The sequence below is a fragment of the Vibrio sp. MarTm2 genome, from assembly GCF_027587055.1.
In the GTDB taxonomy this organism is placed as follows: Bacteria; Pseudomonadota; Gammaproteobacteria; order Enterobacterales; family Vibrionaceae; genus Vibrio; species Vibrio sinaloensis_D.
Genome location: NZ_JAPPTK010000004.1, coordinates 138231 through 158677, shown reverse-complemented (window position 1 = coordinate 158677; position 20447 = coordinate 138231). Strand labels below are relative to the sequence as shown.

At 46.7% G+C, this 20447-nt stretch carries 17 protein-coding genes; 10 read left to right on the top strand and 7 right to left on the bottom strand.

The genetic code is table 11. The annotated features are described in order from the left end of the window. Positions 1 to 51 precede the first annotated feature (51 nt). From OH458_RS11070 to OH458_RS11060, 3 genes are read left to right on the top strand one after another with little or no spacing between them, the layout of a single operon-like run. Positions 52 to 801, top strand: coding sequence for a 5-oxoprolinase subunit PxpA (locus OH458_RS11070; RefSeq protein WP_269978379.1), 750 nt, complete (start codon positions 52 to 54; stop codon positions 799 to 801). After that, positions 801 to 1508, top strand: coding sequence for a 5-oxoprolinase subunit B family protein (locus tag OH458_RS11065; RefSeq protein WP_039480634.1), 708 nt, complete (start codon positions 801 to 803; stop codon positions 1506 to 1508). The genes OH458_RS11070 and OH458_RS11065 overlap by 1 nt, the downstream gene beginning before the upstream one ends. Then, positions 1505 to 2437 carry a biotin-dependent carboxyltransferase family protein gene (locus OH458_RS11060; RefSeq protein WP_269978378.1) on the top strand — a complete coding sequence of 311 codons (933 nt, stop codon included), beginning with the start codon at positions 1505 to 1507 and terminating at the stop codon, positions 2435 to 2437. The genes OH458_RS11065 and OH458_RS11060 overlap by 4 nt, the downstream gene beginning before the upstream one ends. Positions 2438 to 2483: 46 nt before the next feature. Here OH458_RS11060 and OH458_RS11055 read toward each other — a convergent pair whose 3' ends face one another. From OH458_RS11055 to OH458_RS11045, 3 genes are all read right to left on the bottom strand, one after another. After that, positions 2484 to 3920 (bottom strand): FAD-dependent oxidoreductase, encoded by a 1437-nt coding sequence (locus OH458_RS11055; RefSeq protein WP_269978377.1) that lies wholly within the window; start codon positions 3918 to 3920, stop codon positions 2484 to 2486. Between the two features lie 288 nt (positions 3921 to 4208). Then, positions 4209 to 6650, bottom strand: a complete 2442-nt coding sequence (locus tag OH458_RS11050; RefSeq protein ID WP_269978376.1) for an ABC transporter permease — start codon at positions 6648 to 6650, stop codon at positions 4209 to 4211. Between the two features lie 2 nt (positions 6651 to 6652). After that, a complete protein-coding gene (locus OH458_RS11045; protein WP_038216447.1) occupies positions 6653 to 7327 on the bottom strand; it encodes an ABC transporter ATP-binding protein in 675 nt (224 codons plus the stop codon). Here OH458_RS11045 and tesA point away from each other — a divergent pair. From tesA to OH458_RS11025, 4 genes are all read left to right on the top strand, one after another. Further along, positions 7326 to 7925, top strand: a complete 600-nt coding sequence (gene tesA / locus OH458_RS11040; RefSeq protein WP_038190552.1) for a multifunctional acyl-CoA thioesterase I/protease I/lysophospholipase L1 — start codon at positions 7326 to 7328, stop codon at positions 7923 to 7925. The two genes, OH458_RS11045 and tesA, sit on opposite strands and share 2 nt — an antisense overlap. Positions 7926 to 7998: 73 nt before the next feature. Further along, the gene (fabV, locus tag OH458_RS11035) at positions 7999 to 9201 is read left to right on the top strand and encodes an enoyl-ACP reductase FabV (protein ID WP_269978375.1); all 1203 of its coding nucleotides are present in this window, start codon (positions 7999 to 8001) and stop codon (positions 9199 to 9201) included. A 201-nt stretch (positions 9202 to 9402) separates the two neighbouring features. After that, entirely contained in the window at positions 9403 to 11325 is a 1923-nt protein-coding gene (locus OH458_RS11030; RefSeq protein ID WP_269978374.1) for a sensor domain-containing phosphodiesterase, read from the top strand. 104 nt (positions 11326 to 11429) lie between these two features. After that, positions 11430 to 13085, top strand: a complete 1656-nt coding sequence (locus tag OH458_RS11025; protein ID WP_269978373.1) for an ABC-ATPase domain-containing protein — start codon at positions 11430 to 11432, stop codon at positions 13083 to 13085. Positions 13086 to 13112: 27 nt separating this feature from the next. Here the strand turns inward: OH458_RS11025 and OH458_RS11020 are convergent, their stop codons facing one another. The 4 genes from OH458_RS11020 to helD form a co-directional block, all read right to left on the bottom strand. Beyond that, a complete protein-coding gene (locus OH458_RS11020; protein WP_038190561.1) occupies positions 13113 to 13730 on the bottom strand; it encodes a DNA-J related domain-containing protein in 618 nt (205 codons plus the stop codon). A 195-nt stretch (positions 13731 to 13925) separates the two neighbouring features. Next, positions 13926 to 14765, bottom strand: a complete 840-nt coding sequence (locus OH458_RS11015) for an isopenicillin N synthase family dioxygenase (RefSeq protein ID WP_038190564.1) — start codon at positions 14763 to 14765, stop codon at positions 13926 to 13928. A gap of 209 nt (positions 14766 to 14974) precedes the next feature. Then, complete coding sequence (cutA, locus tag OH458_RS11010) at positions 14975 to 15295, bottom strand: divalent-cation tolerance protein CutA (protein ID WP_005473225.1); 321 nt, start codon at positions 15293 to 15295, stop codon at positions 14975 to 14977. A 27-nt stretch (positions 15296 to 15322) separates the two neighbouring features. After that, positions 15323 to 17389: a DNA helicase IV gene (gene helD / locus OH458_RS11005; RefSeq protein WP_269978372.1), complete on the bottom strand. Its 2067-nt coding sequence runs from the start codon at positions 17387 to 17389 to the stop codon at positions 15323 to 15325. 198 nt (positions 17390 to 17587) lie between these two features. Here helD and yccS point away from each other — a divergent pair, with 198 nt between their 5' ends. The 3 genes from yccS to OH458_RS10990 all read left to right on the top strand — a co-directional run bounded on the left by yccS (position 17588) and on the right by OH458_RS10990 (position 20430). After that, a complete protein-coding gene (yccS, locus tag OH458_RS11000; RefSeq protein WP_269978371.1) occupies positions 17588 to 19744 on the top strand; it encodes a YccS family putative transporter in 2157 nt (718 codons plus the stop codon). Between the two features lie 182 nt (positions 19745 to 19926). After that, positions 19927 to 20088 carry a hypothetical protein gene (locus OH458_RS10995; protein ID WP_005473120.1) on the top strand — a complete coding sequence of 54 codons (162 nt, stop codon included), beginning with the start codon at positions 19927 to 19929 and terminating at the stop codon, positions 20086 to 20088. Between the two features lie 54 nt (positions 20089 to 20142). Next, positions 20143 to 20430 carry a hypothetical protein gene (locus OH458_RS10990; RefSeq protein ID WP_005473289.1) on the top strand — a complete coding sequence of 96 codons (288 nt, stop codon included), beginning with the start codon at positions 20143 to 20145 and terminating at the stop codon, positions 20428 to 20430. Positions 20431 to 20447: the final 17 nt, after the last annotated feature.

The following is a 20447-nucleotide window of genomic DNA, read 5'->3' as shown; positions in this document are numbered from 1 at the left end:
GTATAGAATTGAAACAAGGTGGTAGGGGCAATTTCGGAGAGCTTATTTGCAATGAACAAAACGAACATTAAATTAAATTGCGACATGGGTGAAAGCTATGGTCAGTGGACAATGGGGTGTGATGAGCTCGCCATGCCCCATATTGATCAAGCAAGCATTGCCTGTGGGTTTCACGCATCCGACCCGATGATCATGAATTCAACGGTGAAACTGGCCATTAATCACAATGTTGCAATCGGCGCGCACCCTAGCTACCCAGACATACAAGGGTTTGGCCGCAGAAGCATGACGCTCTCGAGAAACGAGATATCCAATATGGTGATTTATCAAGTCGGTGCGCTAAAAGCGATTTGTGAAAGTGAAAATACCACCCTTCACTATGTCAAACCTCACGGTGCGCTTTACAACGATATGCTTAAAAATACCAGTGTATTTGAAGCGGTTGTAGATGCTGTCTCTTGCTTTAACGTGCCCTTAATGACGTTAGCCACTCAAGATAATCAAGACCGACTCGACATTGCTGACGATTATGATGTCCCTCTTTTGTTCGAAACGTTTGCCGACCGACGGTATTTATCGAACGGGCATTTAGCACCTCGCTCTATGGCTGGTGCCGTTATACACGATGAGCAAGCGATCTTAGACCAAGTGACGCAGATAGTCCGATACGGAAAAATAAGAACATTGGACGGTTACACGTTATCTATTGATGCGGATACCATTTGTGTCCACGGGGACAATCTAGACGCGGTGCAAATGATTGAAAAAATACGTAAAGTGATAGACTCGGAGGAAGGATAGTGAAAATAGAAACATCCGTCGACCCTGTGGCTGAATGCTCTGTTTTGGTTAAGTTTGAGGCTGAACCAAGCCCTGAGCTCTCGTGGGTCATTGGCGAGATCAGCCTGTATTTACGCAACCAACTGGGGGCGTGGGTAATGAACGTAACCCCCTCGTTTAACACCATATTAATTGACTACTTACCGCACCGAATTTCGATCTTTGAGTTTATCCCCTATTTAGAAAAAATTGTTACCGAGTCTCTCCTTCATTTGCCTGAAAAACCCGAGCCTAAGATCATCGAGCTTCCGGTTTACTATCACCCCGACGTCGCCCCCGACCTTAACGCCTACTTAAGTAGTGGACTTAGCTTAGAAGAGATCATCTCGCTACATTCATCTGTCGAGTACAGCGTTGGTGCTATTGGTTTTACCGCAGGTTTCGCATTCCTAACCACGGTTGATCCAAAACTACAAAGGCCGAGGCGGGAACAACCGAGGGTCAATGTAGCAAAAGGCAGCGTAGCCATTGCCAATAATCAAACCGCTATCTATCCAACCCAAAGTCCGGGTGGCTGGAACATTATCGGCAATTGTCCAATTGACTTGTATGATCCACAAAGTGCGTCGATTCTTCCGATTTCGATTGGCAATAGCGTTCGATTCAAACCCATCAGCCGTGAAGAGTTTTTTAGCTTAGGTGGCAAAGTGCAACAGGAGTGGACATGAACGTACAAGAATCCATCACGGTAATAAAGCCCGGACAGCAAACACTGATTCAAGATTTTGGCCGATTTGGCCTTGCGCATTTCGGTATTGCTCAAGGCGGACCACTTGATGATTACGCGTATAGTTGGGCTAATCATCTTCTTGGTAACAATGTAAACGCGGCAACATTGGAAATTACCTTAGGCCAAGCCGAGTTCGAAATTAACCACCGCTGTGAGATGGCGATTGCTGGCGGTGACTTGAACGCGCAATTGGACGGAATCCCCCTAACCAATTGGTCGACATTCGATGCTAAGCCCGGACAACGCCTAACATTTGGACTGCCTAAAAATGGGTTACGCAGTTATCTTGCGGTTAAGAACGGTTTCGTTGTCGACACGCAACTTGGCAGCTGCGCGAGTGTTCGTCGTGACAAACTTGGTGGACTAATGAATGGTGAGCCTCTCAAAGCAGGCGATGTGCTGGGTATCGTGCCTCATTTAGTGTCAAGCAAACCGATCCAAATGACATTTCGCTATAAACCGGATTACGACAGAACGCTTGAACTTCGCGTCATCGAAGGCTATCAAGTCAGTGAATTTTCTAGTGAGCAAGTCGAGCTGTTTTTCCAACAGGAGTTTGAAGTAAGCCAATTGATCGATCGGATGGGCTATAGACTGACCAGCGGACGCATCCAACCTCCAAATAAAGAGTACTTAAGCGAAGGCATCGCGCTCGGAGCGATTCAAGTTCCACCCAATGGAGAGCCCATTATATTGATGAACGATCGACAAACCATTGGTGGCTACCCAAAAATCGGTTGTGTTGCGCGCATTGATCTTCCGCGTCTAGCGCAAGCTAAACCGGGTCAAAAAGTTCGTTTTGTGAGAGGCGACTTACTTGGGTTACAAGATGTATGGAGCCAATGGGCAAGGTATTTTGGGTACTGAGACGGTGGCAGTTTTTATAAAAAATGGGCGTCACACGCCCATTTTTTTATTGTCCGTAATATTCTGCTAACTCTTCAGGATAATCTCGACTTGAGGCTAAATGTTTCGCGCGCTCTTCGACCTGTTCATAAGCTAATGACATGCTAATAGGATGCAGCTCCTCAATCGATTGATCGCGGTAGTCGTATAGATGCCAATGCTCAACCAGCTTAGTCACGGCCTCGAGTGCCGATGAGCCTTTCACAACTTCTAAACGCGCGTAATCGTTGCCAGCAAAAGTGACATCAGCGGCGCGTAACGTCTCGTCATTACCAGGGATTTGCTGAGCGCCGAACAAAGGCGTTCCGAACTCAACCGCAGATTGGTATTTTGGAACAAACCGCGCCATATGGTTAATCGCGCGTCGAGAGCGCTCTATAACAACGTCTTCATTCCAACCTTCGATGATCTTTTTACGCAGACGCATTGGCAGTTGTGGCTGCGACGAATGGGCATCAGATGAGACCAAACCATCTTCGAACAAGGTAATATCTTTGGTCATGCCATGAAGTTGAAACACACCATTTGAGTATGGGGTTAGCTGCGCCATGCCATTAGGTGTACCGCGTGGGCCATGGAAGATAACCTCCGGCCACAATTCATCACTCTGGTCCCATTTCGTTACATATGCGGCTTTAAACTCCACCAAGCGGTTTCTCGGTTTATCCGCTAAATCATCAATGTGCCCTGTCTCGTAACCACACGCATTGACCAGATAGTCGGCTTTGACTTGAACACTTCGCCCAGAGCCATCGGTACAGTGCACTGTCCACCCTTCATCATGGGTAAGGTCAGTGACATAAGTGTCGAGCATTAAGTTACAGTTTTCGCTTTGCTCCAATGCCAATGTCGCAGATGCAGCAATACGAAAAACGCTCCACCCCGGCTCTTGGACCATGACAACAGGAAAACGTAGCGAATCGAGATCAGCGCCTCTAGCAAATGGAATCATCCAATCGTCGAAGCTGGAGGGTTCACTTGGCTGAGTACGGTTAGCTAGCGTCTCAAGCTCTTCTCTCCCATAGAAGCGGTAGTAGTGTTCAGGCTCACCCAATACTTTGTTTCGCTCATCTTCATTTACCAACTCTTGGTAGGCTTTTTGGATGAATAACAAACGCTCGTAAAGCTCTTCAGGCGTTCCGCCATCGGCATAAGGGACAGCAATAATAGTCGGGCGATTGTTGATCGTATGTGGATACAAGCGTGCTGTGTCCACCGACTGCTTTAGAAGCTCTAGGCATTGCTGCGTCGATATTTCTCGATAGAGGTTTCCACCGGCGTGTAGATGACAAATTGGAGGACCATAAACCAGCCCCGGTTTCTTTTCGATAAGAGTGACTTTGATTCCTAGCTCAGATAAGTGTAAGGCAGCGGTAGCGCCCGCAATGCCACCACCAATAACTGCGACGGAAGATGCACTGGTTTGAAGTTGTTTTGACTGCATTCGTATGGTTAATCCATTCATTCTGAGTGCATTTTACTGTTTACGTGACAAGAAGAAAAACACAATTTTTGCAAGGAAAATTAATGACATTTTAACGACAAAAAAATGAAAAAAATGCTTGACTCAATATCTGTGAATTTCTCAATTATCGATTGTGTGAATAACAAAACTTCGCCACGCTTTACCCCTACAAGGGCTACGACAATTTTGAAGTTATCTACAGGCTGACTTATCCCAAACTTTATCCACTGATTTTGTGGATAAGTGGAAAAGTCAGCCAAGCCTAAGTTAGCTAAACGCTTTATTTATAGGGGTTAGTAGACGTTTTATCATACTGTTAACAACTAATACTAAAGTAAAGAAAGTCACCACAGGGAGCGCAGCCCAAAGCACCAAATGCAGGTTTGGCTCAAGTTCGAAACCAAACTTCATCAGAGCGCCAACAACCAGTTCTGCTCCGATGGCAGCGATAAATCCAGCGACCAAGGACATGATTCCGTATTCCGCCCATATGGTACGAACGACACGTTTTTTACTCGCTCCTAGAGTTCGATAAAGCTGAATTTCGCTCTGCCGCTGCCCTAAGCTCAAACGTAACAAGGTGAAGATCAACATCACGCCTGAAACCACTCCTAGTGCCGCTAAAACAGTAATCGACCACACGATTTGCTCCAGCAGACCTTGGATCTTGGCTCCCATACTCCTGATATCCATTAGGCTTACCGTTGGATGATTACGAGATAACTGGTTGATCAGATCATTATGTCTGTCCTCTAGTCTAAAACTGACCAAATAGGTCGCGGGAATAGACTGCAGGACATCAGGTGAGAATATGAAATAAAAGTTCGGTTTCATGTCTCGCCATTCGACATGACGAATCGAGTTTACTTTGGCTGTGACTGTTTGACTGTTGATAACAAAGCCAAGTTCATCGCCGATTTCTAAGCCGAGATCCTGAGCAACATCGGCTTCAACCGAGACGCCATTCGCGTCGGTCCACTCGCCTTCGAGCACGTCGTTGTGCTCTGGAATAGCATCATCAAATGTGAAATTTATCTCTCGTCTCAATGCGTCGGTACCTTCGCCACCTTGCGCATACTCTTTCGCTTCTTCACCATTGATTGTTGATAAACGACCGCGAATAATTGGGTAGTCGTCAGAACGGTCAATCTGATTGCTATCGAGCACCTGCAGATACGCGTCCTTTTCATACGGAGCAATATTAAGGGCAAACGCATTTGGCGCATCAGCAGGTAACGTACGCTGCCAATCGGTCAATAGATCTGTTCTTACCAGCCACATGACTGCTAGCAACATCAAAGATAGCGCCAACGCACCAAACTGAATCCCTGTCGACATGGCAGAACGATTAATTCGACTCAATGCGAGACGAACTGATGTCGGCAATGGCATTTTACTCAGGAGCTTAGTCAAGCCAATGCTGAGCAGCGCTAACACGAGGAAAAGCACAACGATACCAGCTAAGATTATCCAGACTAACGTGTTCTGGTAGTAGACAAACAGCATCGGCAGCAATGGCACAGCGATTAGCCAGTAGTAAGGTCGACTGCGATTGTAAGCCACATCTGACTGCATCACATTGGCAGCGCTCACTTGAAGTAAACCAAGCAGTGGAATGCCCAACGCAGGCACTGCAATCAGCACGCTGGTAGAGACCGCTACAAGCGCGGGTTTAAGACCATAGCTCGGCAATGGATTAGGCAGTAAATCAACCAATGGTACTCTCAGGAGTATTTCTAGACCGACGCCAATCGCTAGCCCAAGTATTGAAGCGCTAACCAATAGAATCGCCACTTGGCTCCACAACCAACGTCCAATCCACCCTCTGCTTGCGCCCAAACTTTTGAGCATGGCTATTGTCTTTTTACGGGTCGAGACATAATGCTGACAGGTAAGCACTAAAGTCGTTGCCGCCATGATGACAACAATCGCCACAGTCAACGATAAGTACTGTTCAGTGCGTTGGAAGACCTCATTAGTTCGACTGGCGCTGTTTTGATCGCGCCAACGGTCGCTTGGTGTTAGTTCAATAGACGACTTGACAGTCTCTATTTGGCCTTGGTCGCCATTAATGAAAAGGTTAAAGCGAACTCGGCTGCCCAATTGAACAGCGCCTGTGCGTTCCAAATCCGTATTGTGGATAAGCGCTGTTGGCATTTGTTGGAACGGGTTAAAACTCAAACCCGGCTCTTCAACCACGCGGCCGGAAACAACAAAATCGGCATCGCCTACCGTGACAGCGTCACCAATAGAAACATCGAGTTGTGCAAATAATCGCTCATCAAGCCAAAGTTCGCCGGGTTGAACCTGATTGAACGTTGATTTGCCGTCTGACAGCACCATCTCACCGCGTAACGGAAATGCGCTGTCAACGGACTTCACGGTAATCAACTTCATGCCGCGATCGCTAAACGCCATTGTCGCAAAACGCGTCTGCGATGAAATCGTCAGTTGCTGCTGGTTTACCGCCTCCAACAGCGGTTGAGGAATGGGATTTGAAGAAGAATAAACGGTATCGGCGGTTAACGCTTCTTTCCCTTGCTTCACAACCACTTGCTCCATGCGCTCGGCAAGTGCGGTAAGGGCAAAGATACACGCGATGATTAGCGTTAGCGCAATTGAAACGGGCCACAGTTGCCCATGTCTGATTTCACTCAAACTCCAACTTAACAGGCGGCGATTGAGTTGTGGTGAGCTGACCTCTGACATGATTAAGCCTCCTCTATACGTCCAGCGTGTATTCTCATTCGACGCTGGCAACGCTGGGCGAGAGCCATATCATGGGTAACAAGAACCAGTGTGGTGCCATGTTGCTCGTTAAGCTCGAAAAGCAGCTCAATCACCTTTTCTGCGGTTTGCTGATCTAGGTTACCTGTGGGTTCATCCGCAAACAGCACCTTGGGCTCAATCATGAAGGCTCTTGCTAAGGCAACACGCTGCTGCTCGCCTCCAGACAACTGTGCTGGTGAATGGTCCATACGGTGAGCCAAACCAACCGATTCAAGCAATGACTTAGCTCGCTCCACGTTTTCCGCTTCACCTTTCAAAAGACACGGCAGAGTCACGTTCTCAAGCGCACTCAAACTTGGAATCAACAAGAAGCTTTGAAACACAAAACCGACCGATTCGCTTCGAATTGCCGCGCGAGCTTCATCATCTAGCGCAGAGAGCTCTTGCCCCATTAACTCCAAAGTACCAGAGGTTGGCGTATCTAAGCCCGCCATCAAGGTCATTAACGTCGATTTCCCTGCGCCGGAGCTACCGACAATCGCAACACTCTCACCCTCTTTGATATCAAGATTTATCTCTTCAAGGATTGTTAATTGCTCTTGATTAGTAGAGACTGTTTTGGTTATTGAATTTGCTTTAATTACGGATGTTTGCATGTTTCGTTTACTTTCCCTTGCTTTTATTCTTCTGTTTTCGTACTCAGCCAACGCGAGCAAATTGTTGATCTTAGGAGATAGCCTGAGTGCAGGCTATCAAATGCCAATTGAAAAAGCATGGCCTTCTTTATTACCAGATGTGTTACTCGCGAAAGGTCAAAACGTCAACGTCATCAACGGCAGTATCTCTGGAGATACCACCGGCAACGGTATCGCACGCTTGCCTCAACTGCTTTCACAACATCAACCCAACTATGTATTGATAGAGCTGGGAGCTAACGATGGTTTGCGCGGCTTTCCGCCTAACCTTATCCAAAACAACTTAGAGACCCTAATCAGTATGGTCCGTGACGCTGATGCTAAGCCGCTGCTTATGCAAATCCGCGTGTTACCTAATTATGGCAAACGTTATACAGAGGCGTTTGCCGAACTCTACCCAAAAACGGCAGCCAAAACTCAAGTGCCTCTTTTGCCCTTTTTCTTGGAAGGCGTAATCATCAAGCCGGAGTGGATGATGCAAGATGGCCTGCATCCGCAACCAGAAGCACAACCTTGGATTGCAGAGTTTGTTGCAAAAGAGTTACTTAATCACCTCTAATTGGTCTAGCTCAATAAAATTTACTTAGCTTTACGTTAATCTGGTTCAATCCTCGTTGGAAAAGGACATAACAATGATAATTGAACCTGTTATTAAAGGCGTTGTTGCCAAATCTGCGCATCCTATTGGGTGTGAGCAAGCGGTTCTCCAACAAATTCAATACGTAAAGCAATCTGAGCCGATCACAAATGGCCCCAAAAGGGTTCTCATTATTGGTGGCTCTTCTGGATTCGGGCTCGCCACACGCATCGCCCTCACCTTCGGTGGAAGCAAAGCCGATACAATCAGTGTCTCATACGAACATGGTCCCTCCTCGAAAGGCGTCGGGTCAGCTGGTTTCTACAATAATATCGCCTTTAAAAAATTCGCCGAAGAGGAAGGTCGCATCGCAGTCAACATTCAAGGTGATGCCTTCTCTGATTCCATCAAAGAACAAGTCATCGAGGCGGTTGAAACCTATTTCGAAGGCGAGGTTGACCTTATCGTCTATAGCGTCGCCAGCGGCGTGCGTCCAAAGCCAAACAGCGACGAAATGTGGCGCTCGGCTATCAAACCGATCGGTCAATCGGTATCGGGCGCCAGTATTCTCCTCGAAACCGACACATGGCAGCAAACGACTCTCCCACCAGCCACAGACCAAGAAGTTGACGAAACAATCAAGGTCATGGGCGGCGAAGATTGGGAAGCCTGGGTTGATGCGCTAATCAATTCAGAGTCCATCGGTGAAGGATGTAAAACGCTCGCATTCTCCTACATTGGCCCAGAGCTGACCCATCCGATTTACCTAGATGGAACATTAGGCAGGGCAAAAATTGATCTTCACCAAACCAGCCATTCCCTAAATCTTAAGCTTGCCAACTTTGATGGCGGCGCATACGCAACGGTCTGTAAGGCGCTCGTGACAAAAGCCAGTGTGTTTATCCCCGGTTTAACGCCGTACATTCTTGCGCTCTATAAAGTCATGAAACAACGTGGCACCCATGAGGGATGCATTGAGCAAATGCAGCGTCTATTTAGGGACAAAGTCTATTCAACAGGTAAGATTCCTGTCGACTGTGAACGCCTGCTGCGCATGGATGACTGGGAACTGGACGTTGAGACCCAGCGCGAAGTGAATCAATTGGTATCGCAACTTAACGCCGATAACTTCAAGCAACTCGGTGACTATCAAGGGTTCAAACAAGAGTTTTTGCGACTCAACGGTTTCTCGTTTGATGACGTTGACTACAGTAAAGAGATCGATCTTGAATCATGGATAAACAGCGATACTGACTAGCTTAGTCGTCTCATTTTTGAGAAATCATTAATCCCTCCAGCTCGCTGTTTCCAGCGAGCTTTTTTTAGCGGTAATATCGTTAATTCTTATTTTTAGGACAGCGGACGACTCATACCTAAAACGTTTGCTGAATAAAGACTATTATTAAAACAAGAGCACGGATAGCTCACACTCTATTGCCTTTTCCAATATGGATACCGTATGTCAAAAATTAACACTGCCAATGTGAGTATTCCTGATGAGATACTTCAAAGCTGGCAGACCATTGTAAATCTTCTTGCTGACATCATTTCTGTGCCTGCTGCTCTGGTGATGCGTATTCACTCCGATGAAATTGAAGTATTCACTGCCAATAACAACGCGTCTCACCCATATAAACCCGGAGATAAAGAGTCTCTCAATCAAGGGCTCTACTGTGAGACCGTGGTGAACGAAATGCGTATGCTCCATGTACCGAATGCCAACAATGATCCAGCTTGGAAAAACAATCCGGATATGGCGCACGGTCTTATGGCCTACTGCGGGTTGCCGGTGCGTTGGCCAAATGGCGATGTCTTTGGCACCATTTGTGTGCTCGACAACAAAGAAAACAACTTCACACAGACCTATCAAGATTTGCTGACCTCGTTTCGAGACTCTGTCGAATCACATTTAAAAACGCTGTATCAAAACCATCGCCTAAAACAGCTTAACGACGAGTTAAAATCTCGGGTTCACACCAGGACTCAAGATTTAGTTGATTTGAACTACGAGCTGAACGTCGAGATTGATAAACGCCGAGCGGCAGAGCAAAAAATTCGCTATCAGCAACGACACGATATTGGCACCGGATTTTTAAACCGTTCAGCGCTAGAGTTTGAGACTGAGACGCTTCTCAAGTCCATTACCGACAACGTTACGAGCGATGTCGCCGTTGTGCATATCGGCTTTGCGAACGGTCGCCGTATCCAATCAAAATATGGCTATTCGGTGTGGGACCATATCTTGGTTCAATTTAGGCATCGATTGGGAGATTTAACAAAATTCAAGGTGCTGACGGCAAGACCAACCTCTACCGATTTAGCCTTTCTGTTCGAGTCAAAAAACCTCGATGGTGACATTCAAGAATTGTGTAGCTTGTTGATTGACGTGAGTCAGTCTCACTTTGATATTGAGGGAGAAAAACTGCACCTTCACAGTTACATCGGCATCGCAACGTCTAAAGATACCTTATGCACCTCAAGCATATTGAAGTTCGCGGTTGAAGCGATGCAGTCTTGCAAGGATTCTGGGCACAAGTTCAGTTTCTATTCGCAAGATATTTCCGATGTGCAGAAAAACATTAACCAGCTTGAGAGCTACCTGTTACAAGCCGTACGCAACGACGACTTGTTGCTGTACTTCCAACCGAAAGTCTCTCCGCATACTCACCAGTGGATTGGTGCAGAGGCGCTGCTGCGTTGGCGCCACCCTATTCTCGGCGATATTTCCAACGAAACATTGATTCATTTAGCGGAACAAAATGGCCTGATTTTCGAAGTGGGCAGTTTTGTTCTTCGCTCCGCAATACAGAAAGCGTCTGAGTGGGTCGACCATGTGCAAGAGTTCAAACTTGGCGTCAATGTGTCTGCCGTACAACTGCAAAGCCCCCAGTTTGTTCATCAGGTAAGAGACTTACTCAACACGTATAAACTCCCTGCCCATTATCTTGAGCTCGAAGTGACGGAAAGTGGCCTTATTGCCGATGAGGTCGTCGCGCGTAACACGCTGACAGCACTGAGTAAATTAGGGGTGACACTGTCACTTGATGACTTTGGTACCGGTTATGCTTCATTCAATTATCTGAAGAAGTTTCCGTTCGATGCGATAAAAATCGACAAAAGCTTTGTCCACCACCTAGATGAGAGCAATGAAGACCGAGAAATCGTTCGCTCGATTATCAACATTGCGAAAAAGCTTGATTTGACGGTGACCGCAGAAGGAATTGAAAACGAAGCTCACGAAGCCTTTATTCTCGAAGAAGAATGCGAGGTTGGTCAGGGCTACCTGTATGGAAAACCGATGCCTTGCGATCTGTTCGAAGCGAGCTTTTTAAAGCAACATTTGACCAATCAAATTGATGACTCGGCTCAGACATCCCTCTGAGCAGCCTTGAATTGACGCAAGACCTGAAAGGCCCAATTTACTCGCAATAGGCGATCTTCACGTATATAATCGCGCCTTTTATTTCTCTACCAAGTGAACGTCTTATGGATCAGTTAACCGCTGCACTAAAAAAAATCGAAAAACAGAACTATCGCGCGTATCAGCAAATTAAAGGCTGCTATGACTTTAGCGACTTCACTTTCTATATTGATTACGTTCAAGCTGACCCGTACGCCTCCCCTACACGTGTAAGAGCTGTACGTCCTTGGTCGGTGACTGGCCTCCAATGGCTACGAGAAAAATCAGCGGCTTACCAAGTCGCAGCACGTGACTTTATCGCACGCAGCTTTGCCCAGTTAGCCAAGCAAGAGTCGAGCGTCAGCATTGCGCTGTCAGGGCAAGTGGTGCTAGACAGCACTGCCGTGCTCTTCACCGATGAAGGTATTGAACTTCGTTTTCGTATCAATCTACCCGCAGAAGGGAGAAGCGTGCTTGGCAAAAAAGCCGACAATATTTTAACCTTCCACCTGCCTAAGTATATTCGACGCGCGACACTTGAGCGTGAGTTAGACATTGAAGCGCTCGTTCACCACTGTGAAGTGGTAGAAGATCAAGCATTCTTGCGCAGCAAATTGGATGAACATAATCTATTGGCCTTTGTCGCTAACGGTTCTGTTCTGCCACGTATTGCTGGCAACTGTGACTTACCAATGAAAGACGCCGTCGCTATCACAGCCCCGAAATCTCTTGAGGTGACGATCGAAACGCCAAACCAAGGCCCTATTACTGGTCTTGGTATTCGCAAAGGTATCACCTTGATCGTTGGTGGCGGTTTCCATGGTAAATCCACCCTACTCACTGCGATTGAGCGCTCAATTTACGATCACATCCCCGGTGACGGTCGTGAGCGTATCGTGACCAACCTAAATGCTATGAAGATTCGAGCTGAGGATGGTCGTTGTGTCCACAACCTAAGTTTGGCCAATTACATTAACCATTTGCCAATGGGTAAAGATACCGAAAACTTCTCGACACAAGATGCGTCTGGATCAACATCTCAAGCGGCTTGGCTACAAGAATCTATTGAATCTGGCGCAACGGGTTTGCTGATCGACGAAGATACATCGGCCACTAACTTTATGATTCGTGATGAACGAATGCAGGCATTGGTGAGTAAAGGTGATGAACCGATTACACCGCTTGTTGACCGCATTGGTCAGCTCCGCGACGAGCTCGATATTTCTTCTGTCATTGTAATGGGGGGATCTGGCGACTATCTCGACGTTGCAGATACCGTGATCCAAATGCACGACTATCAAGCCATAGACGTGACGGAAAAAGCACAGCAAGTCATTGCTCAGCACCCAAGTCAACGTGACAACGAGTGTGAATCACCATTGGTAACCTACCGACCTCGTTCGGTAAACCGAGCAAATCTGCAGAGTATTTTGGCCGACGGCAAGTTTAGAGTGTCCGCGAAAGGTGTTGAGTCACTGCGTTTCGGTAAGGAGTTCACCGATTTATCTGCACTGGAACAACTTGAATCTAGCGCAGAGATTAATGCCATCGGCTGGTTGTGGTTCCAGCTTGCCCAGTTACCAGGTTGGTCCGCAAACCCTGCCAAAGAGTTCAGCGAAATGCTTCATGGCAACTGGCACGCTTCAATGCCAAATCATGGTGACCTTGCCAAACCTCGCGTGATGGATGTGATGGCCGCCTTAAACCGAATGCGTAAGGCTCAATTCAAGCCAGCTCGCTAAGTAAAAAGCGCCGATAACGGCGCTTTTTTAATGTCTGAGAACATTCCATGCCTCACACAGAATTCGAAATCGGTCACTGTCGCCGTTGTCTCGGTCGGGGTGCCATTTCAACGCTAGCTTGCGCCATGTTTTACGAATCTCAGTGTGGGTTGCATCGTGAGGCAGTTCAAACAATTTGAGCGCTTTTGCTCTATCCATGTCTTTACCGTCCGTACCGCCAACAAACTCACGATAACGTGTCCAGAACTCGTTAAGTAGCCGCTTAATCTCCCCTTCCTCTGCTTCGTAGTTTTGCCAATCCAAATAGTAATCTCGCAGTGGATCGTGGTGATCAACTTCATGGCCAAACACTTGGCTTTGGGGCATTAAAATAATGTCCATCGCTTGGACTTGTAACCAGTTGTCGGGATAGAGCGTCTCTTGCAGCTGGTACAGAGCGTTCATGATCAGAAAATTACGCTTAAATAGGTCTTTGTCTGGTGATGCATCCAGCAAAGGCATGATCTCAATTTCGGTTAAATGAGACGCTAGGGTGTGAACTTTCCAGCCGCTCGGTTGCTTTCTCAATACTTCAAGAATGGGCCAGAGTAGCGGATTTTCCATGTACTGCTGAAATTGTGCGGCAAGTCCTGATTGCTGTGGCATACGAATCACTGATTGTTGGAGATACTCTAATTGAAAGCCACTCCAACCGATTTGTCGAGTCGCAATCGATCAATTCACAGGGTTTTCTATCAGATTGAGAGTTTACTCCAAGGCATCACAGACCTTGGAAAACGAAAAAGCCAAGAGATGACGGTGTCGTCATGACTCTTGGCTTTCGTTCACGCAATGAGAAGATTAGATTACACCCAACTCTCTCAGGCGCTCCATTAGGTAGCTGTGCGCCGTGTAACGCTCAGATAATACAACATCAGGCTTAGGATGAAGGAACAATGGCAACGAAATGCGCGATTGCTCTTGACGTTCACCCGTTGGGTTAATCACTCGGTGTGTTGTCGATGGGAAGTAACCGCCCGATGCTTCTTGCAGCATGTCACCAATGTTAATGATCAAGTTACCAAAATCACATGGCACATCAATCCACTCGCCATCTTTGCCCAGAACTTGTAAACCCGGTTCATTGGAAGCAGGAAGCACGGTGAGCAGGTTAATATCCTCATGAGCTGCTGCGCGGATGGCTCCTGGCTCTTCATCGCCTGTCATCGGCGGGTAGTGGAGAATACGCAGTAGGGTTTTATCACTGCCGTTGATCATTTCAGACAACGCTACTGAGAACTTCTCCTGAACCTCTTTTGGCGCATGCGCTTCAACCCAGCCTAAGAGTTCTTCAGCAAACGCATTAGCGCGTTGGTAGTACTCCATGATCTGCTCTTTAAGTTCTTCCGGCATTTGACCCCACGGGTAAACATGAAAGTACTCTTTAATGTCTTTAACCGAATGGCCTTTAGCTACTTCTGACACAGAAGGCGGAAAGTAACCATCTTGAGTTTCAACATTGAAGGTAAATTCGTTCTTTCTTTCAGACATAAAGAACTTGTACCAGTTGTCATAGATAGACTCGACAAGCTCTTTGGGAATTGGGTGATTCTTTAGTACCCCAAAGCCGGTTTCACGCAGCGAGGTAACAAATTGCTCTGCGGCATCGTTTGCAAGGTAATCTACAGTTTCCAGTTTCATGACTTTACTTTTTTAGTTATTGATATTGGAAGCAGGATTCTAAGTGTGACATATAGGTAAATCAAACTTTGATGAAATGAAACAGCAACTTTAACGAGTTAATGTGCAGTTAAAAGGTCTTTCAACAGATTTTGTTATCGGAGGGAGTGGCGACGTCTTTGCTCAGCAGCGCATCGCCATTGGATAGCAGTAGAGTTCTAACTCAACGATTAACAACGTGTATTTTGTTCAATCCAGGCTAGATAAGGGTTGAAGCCCTCAACAAATGGCACTTGAACCACCTGCGGGACTTCATAATCATGAAGCTCGACGATCACTTGTTCGAGCTCTGCGTAACACGATTTCTTGGTTTTGATGACCAATAAAGATTCATCATCACAACACACCTCCCCTTTCCACATGTAGTGACTTTGAATCGGGATCGCTTGAATGCAGGCTGCCAAGCCTTTGGACAACAAACCAGAAATGATGGATTGTTGATTCTCTTCATTGTTGGTTGTCGTTAACACGATGCAGTATTGGCCACTCATTTTTCCGCCTATCTGTTGTTCTATTCGTTAATGTTGCACAATCACAGGATAATCGCCATTAACCAGCTCCCTGACAAAGCTCGAGCCATCCCCTTTATAGGTTACCCATACCTTTTTCTTCGCTCTGGTGAGCGCCACATAAAACAAACGACGCTCTTCAGCATATGGGTAAGTATCGATAGATTGAGTGAGTGCACTATCAAGATGAAGCGTTTTCACTCGAGCTGGGAACTGCCCTTCATCCACTGAGACAAGGATAACAAAATCTGCCTCTTTGCCTTTGCTGGCATGACATGTCATGAAATCAATCGACAACATGGCAAAGCGCTTTTGCCAATCACTTAACAACTCTGGCTTATGATAATGGTTACGCCCTAGCAATAGCACGGTTTGCGTCGCTTTGGCTTTTCGATTCAGATCATCAAGGATCTTCTCAACATTTGCGCTTGGTGCCAACACAACCGATTTCGCTTTCTGCTCTTTGTGACTATTGAGCGCTTTGTTAAGTTGGGACGGGTTTTGCTGCACAAACTGGTTAGCCACTTCACCAAGTCGATTGTTAAAACGATAAGTCGTATCTAGGTGGTGGATCGTCGAGTGCGGGAAACGATCTTTAAATCCGGTAGTAAGGTCGACATCGGAACCCGCAAACTGGTAAATAGATTGCCAATCGTCGCCAACGGCAAACAGCACACACTCTTGGTGTTCACTTTGTTTGCACAGTGCTTCAACCAGCGCCAGTCTTTGCGGTGAAATATCTTGATACTCGTCGATCATGATGTATTTCCACGGCGAGACAAATTTGCCCTTTTCGACCCACTTTGTCGCTTGGGTGATCATGATATTGAAGTCAACATGTCCTTCGCTCTTGAGCATCTCCTGCCAAGCCGTGTAACAAGGCCACACCAAAGCGAGTTCACTGTTAAGGCGAGTGTATTCAGGATGTTCAATAAGCGACTGCTGGATCTCTTTTTTGGTTGTCCCCATTGCACTCAATTGAGAAAGCTGTTTTTCCAACCAAGCAATGAGTTTGGGGTTTTCGACATGACTGCCCAGTTCTTCATCCCCAGCTAAGTAGGCTATTGGCCATTTCTGGAGGTGCTTTTGCCAACGCTTGAAGGCGGTCGGCGTCATCCAGTGTTTCTTCAGCCAATCCACGCACCATGCAGTACGTAAACCGTCATCAAGCGCCATAGGTGAAATAGTTACGTCATTGCCTTCAACCTGCTTAAGAATAAAAAGGCCCAGTTGATGAAAAGTATTCACACGGATTGGTTCTGCACTTAAACCAATTTTGTCGTTTAACCGCGCCTTCATTTCATTGGCAGCTTCACGACCAAAGGCTAGCATTAGAATCTGCTCTGCCTGCGCCAAATGGCTTTGCAGCAAGTACGCAACGCGAGCCGTCAACACACTCGTTTTTCCTGATCCTGCCCCTGCGAGCACAAGGTTATTGTCGTCATTAAGCAGCACGGCTTGCTGCTGGGTATGATTGAGAGGAGAAGACTCTATCTGGGAAAACAGCACTTTCCAATTCTCAAGTTCGTTAACCATCCAATCTTCATTTCGTTTCGCCAAGGTTTGATTGGTTTCTAGGATCCAAGGAAGCAATCTATCCACACGATCCGGCATACGCAGCATCGCATCTTCCAAGTCCATTTCCATTTTGTTGAAGTCGTTATCCAATTCGGCAAGCCAAGCGTTGACCGCTGAGTGGGTCAAAAAGGCAGGTTGGCGCTCGAAACTACGAACTTTCGCTTCCCACTTTGGCAAATACTCAATCAGTTGCCGGCACTGGGTTTGATGCCATTGCTGGTAAGATGCCACCGCAAATCGAGCAAACTCACGGCAACGCTCCCAATCGAGTCCTTGCACTAGCCAAGATTTTTCAACGCCTTCTTCTTGATGAGCGAAAAACTGCAAACCACCCCAGAAGAGGCCTCGCTTAAGTTTTATTTTTCCGCTCCAAACATTGAAAGGGATGCGCTCTTCGCTCCATTCAGACGCGAGGACGAGGTAGTCGGACTCTAAAGTGACTCGATGATATTCGTTTTGAACCAAAAACTGTGCAGTCTTGTTTGCGATTAGCTGCATTGTGCCGTATCCATGTTTTTCATGGCGGGTATGATAACTCAACACGCATTGAGTTTGAAAAGATCCTGTCAATATCCGCCGTCAAGTTCACGTTGAACAATCAATAAACAAACGAACCGGTTTCTTATTCTGTATCAGAAGTTTACCATTGACGAACAGGCTATACTGCCTGCATCAAAACTTACAAGTAGACGAGACGTGCAATTATTTAGTCAGTTACGCCTGTACTGGGCCAACAAAACCGTTAACTACAGCTTACTTATCCTTGTGACGCTGTTAGGTGTCGTCATTCCAACTTGGTATTATGAGCTGAACTCCCTCATCATTCCTCTGATTCTCGGGATCATTGCCGCGGCACTTGCAGAGAGTGATGATAAGTTCACGGGCAGGATCAAGTCGATCACGCTCACCCTGATTTGTTTCGCCATCGCCGCTTTCTCAATTGAACTGCTGTTCAATACGCCTGTTTTCTTTGCGATCGGCTTATTTACCTCAACCTTCGGCTTTATTATGCTAGGCGCCATTGGTCCTCGCTATGCCAGCATCGCATTTGGCTCATTGCTGATTGCCATCTACGCTATGCTTGGCGCTCACGAAAGTACTAACCTTTGGTTTCAACCATTGATGTTGCTGTCTGGTGCCGCATGGTATTTCTTTATGTCGATGATCTGGTCGGCGTTTTGGCCAATGCAGCCGGTCCAACAAAGTTTGGCAACCGTCTTTCTTCAACTGGCGAACTACCTTGACTCCAAGAGTCAGCTTTTTCACCCAGTAAACGACTTAACACCTCAGCCTCATAGAATCGAAGAAGCGCGCCTAAATGCCGCCACCGTCAATGCGTTAAATACGTGTAAGATGACGCTATTAACGCGCTCTAAACGCGGCCACGTTGATGGTGCGTCTGACCGTTTTCTCAACATCTATTTCCTAGCACAAGACATTCATGAACGCGTCAGCTCTAGTCACTATCGATACCAAGAGCTCTCGGCGCACTTCGAGCGCTCTGATGTCCTGTTTCGCTTCAAACATCTACTAGAAAGCCAAGCAAAAGCGTGTCGCGAGATCGCTAAGTCAATTCGTTTGGGCAAGGAATACCAACACAGTGATGAGTCTATCGTCGCTCTTGACGAGGTAATGAACTCACTCAACTACCTGCAGCAACAAGAGAAACCGCAATGGCGTTCGTTGATCAATCAGTTGAACTATCTGTTTAATAATTTGGCCACCGTTGAAAAGCAGTTGAGCAACGTTAATAATCCGGATGCGAATAAACTGGAAGAAGATGTTCTCGACGATACTGAAGCCCATACCATCAAGGTGATGTGGCTGCGCATAAAGTCCAATCTAAACAAAGATTCGATGCTGTTTCGCCATGCCGTTCGTATGTCAATTGCCCTTACACTAGGGTATGGCATCATCCAAGGGTTCGATATTGAACGCGGTTACTGGATTCTTCTCACTACCCTCTTTGTTTGCCAACCCAACTACAGCGCCACTAGGCAAAAACTCGTCGCTCGTGTCATAGGCACGCTTGCAGGATTGCTGGTGGGCGTACCACTGCTGACATTTTTCCCGTCTCAAGAGAGTCAACTGGTGTTTATCGTTCTATCCGGTGTCGCTTTTTTTGCGTTTCGTTTGGCAAATTACGGCTATGCGACGGGCTTTATTACCGTTTTGGTCTTGTTTTGCTTTAACCAACTGGGCGAAGGCTATGCGGTTGTCTTGCCGCGTCTTGCCGACACCTTAATTGGCTGCGCGCTTGCAGTGGGCGCGGTGGCTTTTATCTTGCCCGATTGGCAATCCAAGCGTTTGCACAAAGTTATGGCGGAGGCGATCAACGCTCATCGAGCCTATCTTGCACAAATCATTGGCCAATATCGTATCGGTAAGAAGGATAACCTCTCCTATCGCATCGCTAGACGTCACGCGCATAACCAAGATGCAAATCTGACCAATGCAATTAGTGCGATGTTGGCAGAGCCCGGCAAGTACCGCAGCGCCACCGATGAAAGTTTTCGCTTTTTAACCCTGAGTCACGCGCTATTGAGCTATATCTCTGCACTGGGCGCGCATCGACAACGCATTGACAATGAAGATACTCACCAGCTGGTATTGGATGCTCACCGAACCATCCATCAACATTTACAGGTGCTCTTTGATCAGTTGAATGAACACTGCGAAACATGTGAAACCGCCAGTATCGATGACCCAAATCTGGAAGCGCGTTTATCGGAGTGGCGAGAAGAAGATGACAATTCAGTCAGAATGGTTCTTCAACAGCTCTACTTGATCTACCGAATGCTTCCAGAGCTTCACTCTTTGGCCGCCAAATTCGCGGTAAGAGTGACTCATTAGAGATCAATTTAGAGCCGTTATAGAAGGAGGTTAAGTTAAGCCTCCTTCACCTAACCCTTACACTACCTGACAGTTTTCGGACAATTATTGAACAGCCAAGCATAGACTAGAAATAAATCAATCAATTGGAGATGAGTGTGAAAGGAGAACACTCAAGTCCTAAGGTTCGGAGGCAGAATACGATGACCCCAATCCAGTTTGAATTATTTAAACAGCAGATTAGCCAGCTCACCCCTCAGCAGCTAAAGGCATTACGCGGTGAAATCAATAACACGCTAGAGGACAGTTCAAGTACGTTAATCACTGACGAAGAGCTAAACCTGATCTCCAGCTTGTTTTCCTAGCACAACTTGCTCAAAACACAAATTCACCTTAAGCTTTAATTAAGGGAGGTGTGTATGGCCGTGTCAGTTATTCAATCAGGGCATCAATTGATTGATCAGTCATCGAAAATGGCTGAGGAAGCGGCGCGCGACGTTAATCTTACCTCTTCACTTCCGCAAGTCGAAAACGACAAATCTCTTGATTTCAACAAAGTTGAGTTTAAAGCCCCAGCCGTTCCCGACCCTTCTTATGTTGATTCGATGGTCAAACTTAGCCAAGCCACTCAATACAGTAAAGTGGGAACCAACATGCTACAAAGAGACCAAGAGATGATCGGCACACTGTTAGATATTCACGTTTAAATTGTAGCAATCCATAA